The sequence below is a fragment of the Lentzea sp. NPDC036949 genome, assembly GCF_055608075.1.
In genome coordinates this window covers 1-14,881 of sequence record NZ_JBVJRA010000030.1, presented here as the reverse complement: position 1 = coordinate 14,881, position 14,881 = coordinate 1, and the positions used below count along the sequence as shown (strand labels likewise).

13 protein-coding genes and 1 pseudogene are annotated in these 14,881 nt (G+C 72.2%); 7 read left to right on the top strand and 7 right to left on the bottom strand.

Going from position 1 to position 14,881, the window contains the following annotated elements; all coding sequences use genetic code 11:
- Positions 1–115 precede the first annotated feature (115 nt).
- From ACZ7CD_RS39595 to ACZ7CD_RS39575, 5 genes and pseudogenes are all read right to left on the bottom strand, one after another.
- Positions 116–265, bottom strand: coding sequence for an adenylyl-sulfate kinase (locus ACZ7CD_RS39595; RefSeq protein ID WP_470380997.1), 150 nt, complete (start codon positions 263–265; stop codon positions 116–118).
- Positions 266–363: 98 nt separating this feature from the next.
- Positions 364–432, bottom strand: a pseudogene (locus ACZ7CD_RS39590) (adenylyl-sulfate kinase); the annotation flags it as partial.
- Positions 433–447: 15 nt separating this feature from the next.
- Positions 448–1,764 (bottom strand): carboxyl transferase domain-containing protein, encoded by a 1,317-nt coding sequence (locus ACZ7CD_RS39585; RefSeq protein WP_470380989.1) that lies wholly within the window; start codon positions 1,762–1,764, stop codon positions 448–450.
- Positions 1,748–3,163, bottom strand: coding sequence for an acyl-CoA synthetase (locus ACZ7CD_RS39580; RefSeq protein ID WP_470373828.1), 1,416 nt, complete (start codon positions 3,161–3,163; stop codon positions 1,748–1,750). The genes ACZ7CD_RS39585 and ACZ7CD_RS39580 overlap by 17 nt, the downstream gene beginning before the upstream one ends.
- Positions 3,160–4,449 (bottom strand): SLC13 family permease, encoded by a 1,290-nt coding sequence (locus tag ACZ7CD_RS39575; protein WP_470370604.1) that lies wholly within the window; start codon positions 4,447–4,449, stop codon positions 3,160–3,162. Before ACZ7CD_RS39575 ends, ACZ7CD_RS39580 begins: the two co-directional genes overlap by 4 nt.
- A 145-nt stretch (positions 4,450–4,594) precedes the next feature.
- On the opposite strand from ACZ7CD_RS39575, the gene ACZ7CD_RS39570 reads away from it, so the two are divergent.
- Complete coding sequence (locus ACZ7CD_RS39570) at positions 4,595–5,296, top strand: FadR/GntR family transcriptional regulator (RefSeq protein WP_360388643.1); 702 nt, start codon at positions 4,595–4,597, stop codon at positions 5,294–5,296.
- Positions 5,297–5,299: 3 nt separating this feature from the next.
- On the opposite strand, the gene ACZ7CD_RS39565 is transcribed toward ACZ7CD_RS39570, so the two are convergent.
- Positions 5,300–8,332 carry a TIM-barrel domain-containing protein gene (locus ACZ7CD_RS39565; RefSeq protein WP_470380988.1) on the bottom strand — a complete coding sequence of 1,011 codons (3,033 nt, stop codon included), beginning with the start codon at positions 8,330–8,332 and terminating at the stop codon, positions 5,300–5,302.
- 113 nt (positions 8,333–8,445) lie between these two features.
- Between ACZ7CD_RS39565 and ACZ7CD_RS39560 the strand changes: the two genes are divergently transcribed.
- Positions 8,446–8,907 carry a hypothetical protein gene (locus ACZ7CD_RS39560; protein WP_360388637.1) on the top strand — a complete coding sequence of 154 codons (462 nt, stop codon included), beginning with the start codon at positions 8,446–8,448 and terminating at the stop codon, positions 8,905–8,907.
- A gap of 15 nt (positions 8,908–8,922) precedes the next feature.
- A complete protein-coding gene (locus ACZ7CD_RS39555) occupies positions 8,923–9,522 on the top strand; it encodes a hypothetical protein (RefSeq protein ID WP_360388635.1) in 600 nt (199 codons plus the stop codon).
- A gap of 48 nt (positions 9,523–9,570) precedes the next feature.
- Here the strand turns inward: ACZ7CD_RS39555 and ACZ7CD_RS39550 are convergent, their stop codons facing one another.
- The gene (locus ACZ7CD_RS39550) at positions 9,571–11,490 is read right to left on the bottom strand and encodes an FAD-dependent oxidoreductase (protein ID WP_470380996.1); all 1,920 of its coding nucleotides are present in this window, start codon (positions 11,488–11,490) and stop codon (positions 9,571–9,573) included.
- A 79-nt stretch (positions 11,491–11,569) separates the two neighbouring features.
- Between ACZ7CD_RS39550 and ACZ7CD_RS39545 the strand changes: the two genes are divergently transcribed.
- The 4 genes from ACZ7CD_RS39545 to ACZ7CD_RS39530 all read left to right on the top strand — a co-directional run.
- Positions 11,570–12,532, top strand: coding sequence for an alpha/beta fold hydrolase (locus ACZ7CD_RS39545; RefSeq protein WP_470380987.1), 963 nt, complete (start codon positions 11,570–11,572; stop codon positions 12,530–12,532).
- A 50-nt stretch (positions 12,533–12,582) separates the two neighbouring features.
- Positions 12,583–13,542, top strand: a complete 960-nt coding sequence (locus ACZ7CD_RS39540; RefSeq protein WP_470380986.1) for a hypothetical protein — start codon at positions 12,583–12,585, stop codon at positions 13,540–13,542.
- 20 nt (positions 13,543–13,562) lie between these two features.
- Complete coding sequence (locus ACZ7CD_RS39535; RefSeq protein ID WP_458432032.1) at positions 13,563–14,516, top strand: hypothetical protein; 954 nt, start codon at positions 13,563–13,565, stop codon at positions 14,514–14,516.
- 132 nt (positions 14,517–14,648) lie between these two features.
- A partial coding sequence (locus ACZ7CD_RS39530; protein ID WP_470380985.1) for an alpha-amylase family glycosyl hydrolase occupies positions 14,649–14,881 on the top strand: 233 nt, incomplete at its 3' end.

Here is a 14,881-nt window from a genome sequence, read left to right as displayed (position 1 = left end):
GAAGATACCCGATTCTGGACAACGTTCAACAGGCGCCGAGCGCACGCAGTCCCGCCAGCGCCTCTGCCGTGGCGGGCTCCGGCGTCAGCGCCGTGGTGTCGATCCGGACCTCCGGTCATTTCGGCTCCTCGTGAGGGGAGTCGATGCCGGTGAAGTTCCGCGGCTCACCGCGTCGGGCCTTGCGGTACACGCCCTTCGGGTCGCGCTGCTCCGCCACCGCCGGCGGGGTGTCGACGGAGACCTCGTAGAACTCGTTCTCGACGATGAGGTCCCGTGCCAGCGCGCGCGTTCGGTGCGGAACGGCGAGATGAACCAGACCGGCACGATCAGGCCCGCGTCGACCATCAGCGCGGCGACCTCGGCGATCCGCCGGACGTTCTCCGCCCGGTCGGCGGCGCTGAACCCGAGGGCGGAGCTGAGCCCGTGCCGCACGTTGTCGCCGGTGAGTCAGGAGCGGTTCGCGATCCCCCGCGCGATCTTCAGCTCCACCAGGTCCTGCGGCCGCAACCGCAGCTGGTCCGCCGTCTCCCGCGCCTGGTCCCGGTCACGCTTCAGGATCGCCGCCGCCAGCTCCGGCGAGATCACGGCGAAGTAGCTGTCCGGCGTCACCCACGTCCGGTCCGGTGCCGCGAACGCCAGCGCACCGCCCGATCCGCCCTCGCCGATCAGCAGCGTCGTGACCGGGGCGGACGCCGACGCCACCGCCGTGAACATGTCCGCTATCGCCGGCCCGGCCCCGGCCTCCTCCGCGGCCAGGTCGTTGGCCGCGCCCGGTGTGTCCACCAGCGTCAGCGCCGGGATCGCGAGCCGGTCGGCCAGCCGCACCAGCCGTGCCGCCGTGCGGAAGCCCGCGGGACGGGTGGCCGTGCCGCACTGGGCCGCGAACGCGACGGCAGCGCCCTCGCGGAACCCGAAGCCGCACAGCACACCCGGATCGACGCCACCGCAGCGGTCGCCGCTGATCGGTTCGTACCAGTCGAAGTACGCCGCGAGGTACTCGGCGGCACGGGGACGGTCCGGCGCGCGGGCGTTCTCCACCGCCTCCCAGCCGGTCCGCGGCAGCGTCGCCGAACCCAACGCCGGCGGCACCGCGGCGGGAACGGGCGACGGGGTGGTCAGCAGGCGCAGCCACCGCTCCAGGCGCGGCCGGAGCTCGCCCGGCGGCACCAGCTGGTCGACCGAACCCGCTGCGAACTGCTGGGCCACCGCGTAACCCGGAGGCCGCAACCGCGAGCCCGCGAACCCCACCTGCGCGTCCTCCAGGCCCAGCACGACGTCCGCGCCCGCGCCGAGCGTCGCCCAGCCGCCGCCGGTCGACGGGTCGCGCAGGACCGAGAGGTGCGGCAGGCCGGCGGCGCGGGTCAGGACGAGCTGGCGCGCGATGCGGTGCAGCTGGGTGAGCGCGACGGTGCCCTCCTGCATGCGGCTGCCGCCGGTGGCGACCAGGGACACGACCGGCAGGCGCATCGAGCGGGCGTGGGAGAACGCCTGCTCGATGCGCGTGCCGGTATGGGTGCCCAGCGAGCCGCCGAGGAAGCCGAACTCGAACGCCACGACCACCGCGCGGACGGCACCGATCGACGCGACGCCGCACACGACGGACTCCCGTTCGCCGGTGCGGTCCGCGGCGGCGGTCAGCGAGGAGCCGTAGCCGGGCCACCCCAGCGGACCGTCCGACACCCCGGGCAGGTCGCCGGGCAGCTCGGTGAACGACGTGGTGAGCGCCGCGATCAGCGCCCTGGCCGGTTCACGGCCGGAGGGCACGCTTCATCACCTTGCCCATGTCGTTGCGCGGCAACGACTCCACGAACCGCACCCGCCGCGGGCGCTTGTGCGGGGTGAGCAGCCGGGCGACGTGGTCGGCCAGCTCGCGTTCGGACGGCGCGGCACCGGCCGGCACGACCCAGGCGACGATCCGCTCGCCCAGGTCGTCGTCGGGCTCGCCGGTCACCGCCACCTCCTTCACCGCCGGGTGTTCGAGCAGCGCGTTCTCGATCTCGCCGGCGCCGATCTTGTAGCCGCCGCTCTTGATGATGTCCGTGGCCTTGCGGCCGACGATCCGGTAGTAGCCGTCCGGGTCGCGGGTGCCGACGTCACCGGTGCGGAACCAGCCGTCCGCGAACGCCTCCGCCGTCGCGTCCGGGCGGTTGAGGTACTCGGTGAACAGGTTCGGGCCGCGCACCTGGATCTCGCCGATGGCACCGGTCTCGTCCAGCACGGCACCGCCGTCGTCGACCAGCCGGACCTCCACACCGGCCAGCGGCAGGCCGACCGCGCCGGGTTTGCGGTCGCCGTCGGCGCGGACGCTGGTGTTCATCAGCGTCTCGGTCATCCCGTAGCGCTCCACGACCCGCTGCCCGGTCGCCGCCGCGATGCGTTCGTGGTCGCGCACCGGCAACGCCGCCGAACCCGACACCAGCACCCGCGCACCCCGCAGCGCCGCCGCCAGCGCCGGGTTGTCGCCGACCTCCTCGGCGATGCGGTGGTACATGGTCGGGACGCCGAACATCATCGTGCCGTCACCGGACAACGCCTCGGTGAGCGCGGCGGTCGAGAACTTGCCCAGGTGCACGACGGTCCCGCCGCGCCGCAGCGGCCCGAGCACGCCGAGGATCAGGCCGTGCACGTGGAACAACGGCAACGCGTGCACCAGCACGTCGTCCCCCGTCCACTGCCACGCGTCGGCCACCGCGTCCAACGTGGACGTGATGGCGCGGCGGGGCAGCACCACGCCCTTGGGGGACCCGGTCGTGCCCGAGGTGTAGACGATCAGCGCGGGCGCGTCGTCACCCGGCTCCGCGAACGTCTCGGCGGAAGCACCGCCGAGGGTCACGTCGAGCCGCGGCACCGACCGCAGGCCCGGCGGCAGCTCGACACCCGGCGCCGCGAGCACCGCGGCCGGTGCGCTGTCCGAGACGATGTGCGCCAGCTCCCGTTCGCCGACCTTCGGGTTGAGCGGCACGGCGGGCACCCCGGCGAGCAGCGCCGCGACGACGGCCACGCACGTCTCGATCGTCGAGGTGGCCCAGACCGCCACCCGCGGCAGGCCGGTGAGCCGCTGTGCCAGGGCGCCCGCGCAGGACGCGAGCTCGGCGTGGGTCAGGGCTTGGTCGCCGAAGCGGAGGGCGACGCGGTTCGAGGGCGACGAGAACAAGGCACTCACCAGATTCCGGGGACGACGAGGGCGAGCCAGACCAGCGGCGGCGCCGCCGCGACCATGATCCCGCCGTAGACCATGAGCTGCTTGAAGAACTTGTCGCGGTCCACGTCCTGCGCGCCGGCGAGCACCAGCGCGCCGTTGGTGGAGAACGGGCTGACGTCGACCACGGTCGCCGACACCGCGAGTGCCGCGATCAGCCCGACCGCGCTGACCTCGCCCTGGAGCAGGAACGGCACGGCGAGCGGGATGAGCGCGCCCATGATGCCGACCGACGAGGCGAACGCCGACACGATCGCGCCGATGTAGCAGATCAGCAGCGCGGCGACCAGCGGTGCGCCGACACCGGCCACCGAGTCGCCGGCCCACTTGATCGTGCCCATCGTCTGCAGCACGGCGACGTAGGTGAGGATGCCGCAGATCAGCAGCACGGTCGGCCAGGTGATCTGGTTGATCGCCTGTTTGCTCTGCTCCGGCCACACCACGCTCAGCAGCACCGCCACGGTGATCGCGGCCAGGCCGACGTCGAGGTCGAACACCAGCGCGGCCACGACGAGCGCGACCAGGCCGGCAAGGGTGGCGATCCGCGGCGCGGTGAGGGTGGTCCGCTCCTCGGTCCCACCGCTGTCGCCGGGGACGTCGCCACCACTGCCGGTCCGCACCAGCGCGGGTGTCTCCAGCGGCTGGCGGGCGAGCTTCAGGCCGCCGCACACCACGAACACCACGGCCGCGATGAGCAGGTTCACCACGAGACTGGCCAGGAACAGCACGACCTCGTTGCCCGGCAGGCCTTCCTTGGCCACGATGCCGTTGACGATCGTGCCGTAGATGCTGATGGGGGAGAAGCCACCGGCCTGCGCGCCGTGCACGACCATCACGCCCATGAGCAGCGGGCTGATCCGGTACTTGGCCGCGAAGCCCATGGCGATCGGCGCGATGATCGCCACCGCCGCCGGGCTCACGGCACCGATCGCCGTCAGCACGCCGGTGATCGCGAACATCACCCACGGCATCAGCGCGATCCGCCCGCCGACCACCCGGATCGCCTGGTGCACCAGCCAGTCCGTGGTGCCGTTGGCGCGGGCGATGGCGAACAGGAACGTCACGCCCACCAGTACGACGAACAGGGAACCGGGGAAGCCCTTGAAGATGTCGTCGGCCTCCATGCCGGCGACCAGCGTGCCGACCCCGAAGGCCGCGGCGAACGCGAGCGCGCCCATGTTGACCGACCGGGTCGTGGCGATCACGAACACCACGACCAGCACGAGGATCGAGATCAGTTCGGCGGACATGCGGGGCTCCCGTCGTCGGTGCTGTCCGAGCTGGGCCGGTGGTCCGGGTCAGTGGCCGAGTGGCTCAGCCACTTTCCGCCCGCGGTCCACCGGCTGTCAAGAGGTGGCCTAGTGGCTGAGCCACTTGACCGGTTACCCTGGGCAGATGTCCGAGGCGCTGCGGCCGGTGGTGAAGTCCCGCCTGTACGAGCAGGTGCTCGAACGCCTGCGCGCCCACGTCGCCGAGGCGGGTCTGAAGGCGGGGGACAGGCTGCCGCCTGAACGCGACCTCGCCGCCGGCCTCGGGGTGAGCCGCGCGTCGGTCAAGCAGGCGATCGTGGTGCTGGAGGTACAGGGCCTGGTCGAGGCCCGCCACGGCGGCGGCACCTACCTCGTGCGCGACACCCTCGACGTGGAGCCGGTCGAGCAGCTCGTCGAACGCCGCAAGCGCCTCCCGGACGTGCTGGAGGCCCGCGAGGCCATGGAGACCAAGCTGGCCGAGCTCGCCGCCGAACGCCGCACCGCCGCCGAGCTGGCGGACATCCGGCTGGCACTGGACTTCATGCGCGACGAGATCGCGGACGGCGGTGCCGGCGTGGAGGGCGACCGCCGGTTCCACGCCGCCGTCACCGCCGCGGCGCACAGCGCGCTGCTGGCCGAGTTCATGCGGACCATCGCCACGCAGATCACCGAGAGCCGCACCGAGTCGCTGCGCCAGCCCGGCCGGCCGTCGCGGTCGCTGGCCCAGCACACCGCGATCTACGAGGCCATCGCCGCCGGTGAACCGAAGAAGGCGGCGATGGCCATGCGCAGGCACGTGCGGACGGTCGCGAAGGTCAGGCTCCTGGACTGGGTCCCGGAGGACTGACCGTCAGCGGAGGTCGACCACCACCCGCCGGTGCGCCGACTTCGCCATCGCCTGCACGGTGCGCGTGGTGCCGTCGGCCCTGTGCACGACGACGGTCCAGTCCCGCTGGGACACCTTGCCGGGGAACCAGCCGCGCGCCGGGTCGATCGTCACCTTCCCGTCCTCGTGCTTGATGCGCGTGCGCGCGGACAGCTTGCGGTCGTCGTCCTCGTAGAGCGAGAACTCACCGCGAGCGCCTTCCGTGACGTGCACGGTCAGCGCGTCGGCCTTGTTCTGCACGTGGTTGGCGACGTTCCCGGTGCGCTCCACCAGCAGGCCGCCCGAGCGCAGGAACACCGGCATGGTGTCGAGGCCCGCGCTCACCGTCGCCCAGGTGTTGCCCTGGTACACCCGGCCGGTGAAGTAGTCGGTCCACTGGCCCGGCGGGAACCACACCCGCGTCTCGCCGACCTCACCCGGGGTGGTGATCGGTGCGACCAGCATGTCAGACCCCAGCAGGAACTGCGTGTCCACGGTGGAGTACGCCTCCGGGCTGCTCGGGTACTCCAGGTACGCGGGACGCACCATCGGCACACCGGTCCGGTTGGCCTGCTCCGCCAGCGTGTAGAGGTAGGGCACGAGCCGTTCGCGCAGGTTCAGGAACTTCGTCGCCGAGGCCTGCGCCGCCGGCCCGTACTGCCACGGCAACCGGTCGCCGTGGTTGCTGTGCAAGCGGGTGATCGGCTGGAACGCGCCCAGCTGCACCCACCGCGCGTACAGGTCGTCCGGCAGCTTGGTGGTGTGGCGGAGCTGGCCGTTGTCGAGGTAGGTCTCCGAGCCGCGCAGCCCGGTGGTGTCGTTGTGACCGCCGATGTCGTGGCTGATGTTCGACATGCCGGTCGCCACGCCCTCCGCTGAGGTGAGGCCGATGGTGCCCTTCATCGCACCCCACGTCGACGAGGTGTCGCCGGTGAAGTGCAGGGTGTGCCGCTTCTCCGCCCACGGACCGGTCGGCAGCGGGCCGGACCCGCTGTAGCCGCCCGCCTGCAGCGAGCCGTAGCCGCGGGAGAACGCGAACCCGCGGTCCAGGGTGGACAGCTTCGCGTACTCCTCGTTGATCAACGTGTCCGGCGTGACGCCGCGTGCCGACGAGCCGGAGCCGTCGCAGCACCAGTCGAGCCACCAGAAGTCCGTCTTCATCGGCCGGTGCAGGTCCAGGTACGCGCGCAGCTGGTCGGGGTCCGCCCAGTCGAACGCGTAGCTGTCGACACCGCCGCGGCTGCCGTTCTTCGCCAGCTTGCCCTTCGCGGTGGCCTGGGCCTGCGCGAAGTCGGGGTCGTCGGCCTGGATGCTCGGGTGGATGTTCAGCGTGCTGTGCAGGCCCTGCCCGTGCACCCAGTCCTGGAAGTCGGCCGGGAACTTCGCCGGGTCGACCCGCCAGCCGTTCCACGCGTTGTGCGCCTTGAAGTCCGTGTCGATCACGAGGACGTCCAGCGGCACGCCGTTCGCGCGGAACGCGGGCACGATCCGGTCTCGGAAGTCGGCCGCGGTCCGGTCGATGTACTCCGAGTACCAGACGCCGTAGGCCCAGCTCGGCAGCAGCTTCGGGCCACCGGTCAGCGTCGCCAGGTCACCCAGCGCCGCCTTGTAGTCCTGGCCGTAACCGAAGACGTACCCGTCCTGGTAGGGCTGTGCGCCCCGGTCCGGCCGCACGGCCCTGGTGGCGAGAGCGGAGGTCGTGTCGTCGAGCAGGTACCAGCCGTCGCGGTGCAGCAGACCGGCGTACAGCCTCGGCGGGCCGTCGTTGCCGGAGTAGCCGTCGAGCGAACGCCGGTAACCGCCGAGCTGGAGGTGCTGCGACGTCGAGGCGATCCCGATGGTGTCGAGGTTGACGTGGCAGCCGGTCGCCGGGCACGTGACGGCGAGCTCCGAGCTGCCCGCCGGCAACGGCACCTGCGCCGTCACCGTGCCCCAGGTCGCCCAGTTCGCCGTGGCCGGCAACGAGACCGCCGTGCCGTTGACGAACACCGTGCGCGCCTCGTGCTTGCCGTCGCCGCCGACGCCGTTGGCGTAGCGCAGCTGGACCGCGTGGGTGCCCGCCGCCGGGACCCCGCTGATCCGCTGCGTCACGCTCCTGCCGCCGACCAGCTCGGCGACGAACCCGGTGCCCGCGTACCCGGCGTGCTCGTCGGCGATGTCGGCGTCGGTCACGCCGTTCTCGGCCTCGCAGGTGGTGCCGAACCGGCACTCGTCGGTCGCCCGCTGCGTCGGGAACGCCTGGCCGGCTGTGAGGACCGCGAGGCTGTCAACGTTGACATTGCCGGAGTCGCCCGCTCCTCGCGTCAGTGCGACGCGGTGCTCGCCGGCGGTGAGGTCGACTTCGGTCTCGGCCAGCTGCCAGTCCCGCCAGTCCGCGGTCCTGGGCAGCGTGACCTGCTTCGGCGCCTTGCCGTCGACGCCGATCCCGAGCGTGCGGCTCTCGTGCCTGCCGTCACCGCCCTGCCCGTTGGCGTAGCGCACGACGATCCGGTGCTTGCCCGCCGCGGTGGCGCGGACGGTCGCCGTGACGCCGTTGTTGAGGTACTGGAACCCGGCTGCGAACCCGCTGCCGGTGTGACCGGGGTGGTCGGCCGCGATCAGCAGGCCCTCGCGCTGCTGGTCCTCGACCTCGCAGAGCTGCCCGGTCGCGCACACGACCCGCCGCCACGGGGACGCGGTCGTGCTCGCCGTCTTGACCTCCAGGTTGTCCGCGCGGAACGGCCCGGAGTCGACCCGGTAGCGCAGCGTCATCGCCGAGGTGGTGATGACCAGCCAGCCGTTCTCGGTGCGCGAGCGGTAGGCAGTGCGGGGGAAGCCGGCGCGGTTTACAACGTTGTAAGTGGCCGCGTTCTCGAAGCGGCGGTCACCGGCGTACTCGGTGCGCACCAGGGTGGGGGAGAGGACCTGGAACCTGGCCTGCCCGGACACGACCGTGTCCGTCGGCTGTGCGGTCGCCGGAATCGGCAGGACCAGGCCCAGTAGTGCCAGCAGAGGTAGTGCTGTCGTGCGTTTCCGCATCGGGTCTCCTCGTTGACAACGTTGGCGTGCGAGGGTCGTTCAGGTTCTTGCACACACCCTGGCCTGCCGGGGTGGACCGATCAAGAGGGAATTCGGCCTGACATGATGCCGCCGTGCGCACAGCGGAAGCGATCTTGCGGGACACCGGCTGGGACGACCTGGAACACGCCTGCGGTCCCGCCTCCGACGCCCCCGGTCGGCTGGCGGCCCTGCTCAGCGAGGACCCGGAGGCCTGCGGAGACGCCCTCGGCTTCCTCGACTCGGCGCTGCTGCACCAGGGTTCGGTCTGCTCGGCGACTCTCCCGGCCGCCGAGCTCGTGGCCGCGGTCCTCGACGACCCGCGCGTGGGTGTCCCGTGTGAGAGCGCTCTGCCGTGGGATGAAAGGGAACGCCCGCTGCGCGCCGCTCTGCTGGAGTGGCTCGGCGCGTTCGCGGAGTCGGTGACGTGGGACGACGAGGACGAGGACGACGAAGAGGACGAGGACGACCCGTGGGTGGCCGGCCGGCTCCTCCTGCCGGACCTCTTCGACCGGGTCGCGCCGTTCCTGGACGACACCGACCCCGCCGTGCGCTAGGCGGCCACCGGTGCCGTGGCGCACCTGCTCCAGGCCGACGAGCTCGCCGACCGGCGGGGCGCCGTGGCCGACCGGTTGCTGCGTGCGGCGCAGGACGCGTCCCCGGCGGAGCGCGCGGGCATCGCGCTGAGCCTGGGCGGCTGGGGCATCCCGGCCCTGCTGACCGACGACCACCCCGGCGTGCGGGCGTGCGCGGCCGTCACCACCGCGCACGACGGCGATCCCGCGGCGCTCGCGGAGGTCCGGGCGGCGTTGCGCGACCCTGAGGCAGCCGACGACCTGCTCGGCGAGCACCCGCCCCAGCTGGAGGGAAAGCTGCGGTTCCAGCTGGTCGCGGCGCTGTTGCGGCGCACGACCGAGTTCGACCAGATCGCCGACGAGGCCGTGGCGGTCGCCCGGATGACCAACGAGTACACGGTGGACGCGGACTGGGGACCGCTGCTGCTCAGGGCGTTCCGCGGCGGTCCAGGTGATCGGCTCTCCGAGGCGCAGCGGCGCTTTCTCGGCGCGGTGGTGGACAACGACCGCTGCTGGGGCTCGATCGCGAACCGGGTGCTGTGGCTGCGCAGGGCCGGTCTGCCCGCCGACCGCGACGGGCTGCGCGCACTGCTCTGATCGGCCGTGGCGGGCAAGGGCCTGACCTCACCACCGTGCAGCGGCTGGTCAGGCGGAGTCCCGCCTGATCAGCGGAGCGGCGCCCAGGGCCGTCTCCAGCTGCTCCCAGCGCGTCACCAGGTCCGACATCATCACCATGAGCACGTCGGGGAACGCGTACAGGAAGCTCTGGTACCGGTAGTGGTCCAGGTAGTACACGACCACGTCGTCGGTCAGCGCCGTCGCGGACGTGGTGCGGGCGTTGAAGAACAGGTCGTGGTGGCCGAGCAGCGCGCCCCTGCCCAGCCGCGCGCGCTCGTAGATGCCGCCGAAGTCGACCTCGACCTCACCGGCGCGCACCAGGAACACGCCGTGGGCCGGGTCGTCCTCGCGGAACAACCGGTCACCGGCGCCGAACGGGATCTCGTCGAACATCGACGCCAGCGTCTCCAGTTCGGCGTCGGCCAGCGCGGTGAACAGGCGGACGCCGTGCGGGTCGGTGCTGTCGCGCAGGCACGCCACCCGTTCGGTCAGCTCGGGCTCGCTCAGGTGCGTCATCCGCATCCGCACGAACCGCAGCATCCGGTCGACGTTGCGCGTCTGGCGGCGCGGCGTGCCGGCGCTCGGCGGTGCGAACAGCGTCGCGTCACCGCTGATCCTGGCTGCCTCGCGCCGCCCGGACTCGTAGGCGCTGTGCACGCAGCCCCAGTGGTAGGGGTTCGTGCCCTCGCCGGCGAAGTGCAGCCAGTCGCCGACCGGTTCGGCGAGCGCGGCGACGTCCTTCGACGACGAGCCGACGCCGATGCACGTGTAGGAGCCGCGGGCGAACGGGTCGGCCGTCCACGCCGTGCGCGAGATGTGCTGCGGTGCGGGCACGTCCGGGCCGAAGACGTCCCGCACCACCGTGGTCGCGTACGCCTCGACGTGCTCGTCGGTCCACGTCTCCAGCTCCCGGCCCAGCGACGCACCGAGCAGCATCACCAGGATCGGCTTGCCGTGCGACTTCCACATGCTGATGACGACGGTGGGGTAGCGGTCGGTGTCGCGGCACAGGTAGCCGAACACGTACTGGTCGCGCGGCCAGAACGGCTCCGGGTAGTGCAGCGCGATCTTGTTGAGCGTGCCGAAGCCGAGCTTGTCGATCGCCGTCCGCTTGTCGCGGGGCAGCGGCGGGTCGAACCGCACCGCCCGCGCCTTGAGGACGCCCAGCGGCAGCGTCACCAGGACCCTGTCCGCTTCGAACACCCCCTGCCCCGTCGTGACGCGGCCCGGTTCGACCAGCGAGACCACGTGGCCGAGCCGCACGTCCAGCCCCTCGGCCAGAGCGTCCACAACGGACTGGTAACCCCGGTGCAACGTGCTGTCGCCGTAGCCGTACACCAGGTAGCCCTCCTCCCAGTGCTGGAGCGACAGCCGGTCCGGGTCCTCCGCCGCGTCCTCGCGCAGCAGCACGTTGAGGTGGTAGCGGACCGCCTGCTCGTCCTCGGCGGACAACGCCCTCCCGGCGAGGACCTCGCGCAACGCCTGGCCGAGCGCGACGTCGGGCAGCTCGTCCCTGCGGGCGAGCGCGGCGCGCTGTTCGAGCTCGTGCAGCACGTCGTCGGCCAGCTCCAGCGTGCGGCTCTTGTAGCGGTGGCCCACGACCCGGTTGTCCGCGCCGAACAGGTCGAGGCTGTCGAAGCCGCCGGTGTAGGCGCTGTCGCCGCCGACGTAGCTGTACGGGATGCCCAGGTCCTCGACCAGCTCGGTGACCGGGTTGCCGTCGGTGCCGTGGATCCAGTGCGCGCCCAGGTCGACGCCGTGCCCGTCGGTCCAGATCCGCCCGCCGACCCGGTCGCGCGCCTCCAGCACCGTGACCCGGTGCCCCCGGTCGTGCAACGCGCGCGCCGCGGCCAGCCCCGCCATACCCGCTCCGACCACGACCACGCTGGCTCTCTCCGGCATCGCACGATTGTGCGGTCGGTGGGTTGAGCCCGAACATTCCTCGATCGTGTACTTGCGTCGCAGGTCTTGCCGATACAGCAAGTTCTCGTGCCAGAACGGCCGGTCCGCCACAAAACTCCCCGGCATGATCCGCGCTCTCGTCCTCGTCCTGGCCCTCGTCACCGCCTGCGCCTCACCACCCGCCGAAGTCCCCGAGCACGCCGCTGTCACCCACGACGACCCGGTCTTCTCCCGCACGTTCCAGCACGGGTTCGCCGACGTCGACGGCATCCGCATGCACTACGTGACCGGCGGCGAGGGCACCCCGGTCGTCCTGCTGCACGGCTGGCCGCAGACCTGGTACGGGTGGTGGGAGGTCATGCCCGCGCTCGCCGAGCACCACACCGTCTACGCCGTCGACCTGCCCGGCCTCGGCGACAGCACCGGCACGCCGGCGAGCTACGACAAGGCCACCCTCGCGCGTTACGTCCACACCCTGATGACCCGGCTCGGCGTCCGCGACGCCACCGTCGTGGGCCACGACCTCGGTGCCGCCGTCGCCTTCCAGTACGCCGCGCAGTTCCCCGCCGACACCGCCCGCCTCGGCTACCTCGACCTGCCCCTGCCCGGTCCCGCCGTCGACGCCGCCGCCTACCGCTCCCTGAGCTGGCACATCGCGTTCCACATGCAGCCCCGCGTGCCCGAGGCCGTGGTGGGCAACGACGTCCGCGACTACCTCGCCCTGTTCTACCCGCAGGTCTCCTTCGGCGGCAGCGCGTTCGGCGGCACCGCGGACCGCTCGCCGTTCACCGCCGCCGAGATCGACGAGTACGCCCGCACCTACCGCAGGCCCTCGGCCCTGTCCGGCGGCTTCGACCTGTACCGCACCCTCGACCGCGACGTCCGCGACACCACGGCGACCGCCCCCGTCGCCACGCCCGCACTGGTGCTCGCCGCGCAGGGACAGGTCGAGGCCATCCGCGGCACCGCGGCGACCAGGATGACGAACATCGTGCGGGCGGTGGACGTTCCGCGGGCCGGGCACTGGCTGGTGGAGGAGAACCCGGAGTTCGTGACCGCGGAGCTGCTGCGGTTCCTGAAGAGCTGACCACGGGAAATCGGTGGGAACGGGGAGCGGTGGCGTGGTCGAATGCGCCGGTGACCAGCAAGCGCTCCTCGACCACCGTCCGGACCCGGCACCACGCGCACCTCACCGCGCCACGACCCGGCGCCGTGCTGAAGTCGGTGTCCGCGGGCCCGTCGGGCGAGGCCGTGGCGCTGTGGGTGGCGGCCGGTGACCTGCCGGAGGGCGCAGGACCCGCCAGCAGGGTGAAGCCCTCGGTGCCGGCCCACGTGACCGTGCACCAGCCGGACCAGGTGCTCACCGTCCGGCTCGCCGGCCTGAAGGTGGACTTCCCGTCGGTGCAGCCGTTGCCCGGCGGCCGCTTCCTGGTGGTGGGTGCGCGGTGCCGGTGGCGGAAGAACGACCCGGAGCGCAACGCGTTCGTGTACGACGCCACCGGCGCGGTGGAGGCCGCGCACACCTTCGGCGACGGAATCGAGCACGTGCAGGCCACGCGCGACGGCGAGGTGTGGGTGGCGTACTTCGACGAAGGCGTCTACGGCAACTTCGGCTGGGGCGAAGCGGACTCCCCGGCGCCCGTCGGGTCCTGCGGGCTGATCCGGTTCTCCGCCGACCTCACCCGGCAGTGGCGGTACCCGTCGCACTGGGAAGACGAGTGGGGTGCCATCAGCGACTGCTACGCGCTCAACGTCGGCGACAGCGCGGCGTGGGCCTGCTACTACACCGACTTCCCGGTGGTGCGGATCGACGACGACGCCGTGTCCGGGTGGCACAACGAGGTGCGCGGCGCGAAGGCGCTCGCCGTGGCCGGTGACCGCATCGCCCTGTACGGCGGGTACGGACCGGACCGCCATCGGCTCGTCGTGGGGGTGCTGGCGAACGGCCGGGTCGAGGTGACCGGGAAGTTCCGGCTGGTCCTGCCCGACGGCCGGTCGCTGCCCAGGACGGCCGAGGTCGTCGGCCGGGGCTCGGACCTGCACGTGTTCGCGGGGGACGAGTGGTCGCGGCTCGGCGTCGAGGACATCGGGCGGTGACGGCGCGGGACGGTGGACCCGTGGACACGACCGAGGTTCTCGGTGCCGTGGCACATCCGGGCGGTCTGCTGGTGCACCGCCCGGAACTCGTCGTGGGCGTCGTGCGCGCGATCTCCACGCCCTGGGCCCTGGAGATCGAGCTGCAGGCCCGCCGTCCGCTCGACCACCGCGGCGCGGCCGAAGTCGCACCCCGCCGGTTGCTGCCCGCACACGACGAGGGCGTGGACCTGCGCGTGGCCTGGCTCGACGAGACCGGGCACGCGCACTGGGAGTACGCCCTCTCGTCGTGGTCCGACAGCGGCGACCACGTGGGCGGCACCTCCGGCCATCGGGTCGTGTTCCGCTTCCCGCCGGTGTTCGACGAGATGTCGCTCGTCCTCGCGTGGCCGGAGATCGGCTTCCCCGAGACAATCGTTCGCCTGCCGCTGCCGGACCGGGCCACCGTCGAGCGGACCACCACCTCGATCTGGCGGGCACCGCTGGACGTCCGGCCCCTGCCGCAGGGCCTGACCCACCACGTCGCACCGCACCACGACGCACCGGCCCTCGAAACGGGCACGATCGCCGCGCCACCGCTCGTGCTGCACCGCCGCGTCCACCGCGCCGCCGTGGTGCTCACCCGGTTGACCGTCGTGGGTCCCGTGCTGTCCGCGGAGCTGCTCTGCGTCGCCAGGGGCCACGCCGCTGACGTGGTCAACGAGCACGCCTTCTCCGATCGGCAGGACACAGCGCCGGACGACCCGGCCCGGGTCCGGACGAGTGGCCCCGGCGCCGCCGTGGCGGTCGTCCAGGGGAGCGGGGCGTTCTGGGTGCGGCGGGGGGAGCTGGTCGCCTCCGGTGGCGACCAGACGTTCTCCTGCCTCCAGCAGCTCGTCCTGCGGCGCCCGGAGGACGGGTGGCTCGACCTGGTGGTCGCGTGGCCGCTCGCCGGGCTCGGCGACGTGCTGGTGCGCGTCCCGCTCACCTCTGCCTGAAAGGTCGTCGTTTCCGCCGGTTCAGGCGAAGTGCGTACCGGCAGGTTCACACGACCGTGTGAAGGATTTGATCTTGGCGCCCGTCGTGCCCCACTCTGCCGCAATCCGACGACGTTGCGAGCGAGAGGTGCCATGGAGCACGAGGCGAACTGGTTCAGGGGCGCTGTCTTCTACGAGGTCCTGGTCAGGGCCTTCAGCGACTCCAACGGCGACGGCACCGGCGATCTGCGCGGCCTCGCGTCCAAACTGGACTACCTGGAGTGGCTCGGTGTCGACTGCCTGTGGTTGCCGCCGTTCTACGCCTCGCCGTTGCGTGACGGCGGGTACGACATCAGCGACTTCCGTGCGGTGCTGCCGGAGTTCGG

Bases quoted from the DNA above. Each gene is read 5' to 3' on its own strand.
- ACZ7CD_RS39575 (WP_470370604.1), bottom strand. From the start codon at position 4,449: ATGTCCGCCGAACTGATCTCGATCCTCGTGCTGGTCGTGGTGTTCGTG.
- ACZ7CD_RS39570 (WP_360388643.1), top strand. From the start codon at position 4,595: ATGTCCGAGGCGCTGCGGCCGGTGGTGAAGTCCCGCCTGTACGAGCAG.
- ACZ7CD_RS39565 (WP_470380988.1), bottom strand. From the start codon at position 8,332: ATGCGGAAACGCACGACAGCACTACCTCTGCTGGCACTACTGGGCCTG.
- ACZ7CD_RS39545 (WP_470380987.1), top strand. From the start codon at position 11,570: ATGATCCGCGCTCTCGTCCTCGTCCTGGCCCTCGTCACCGCCTGCGCC.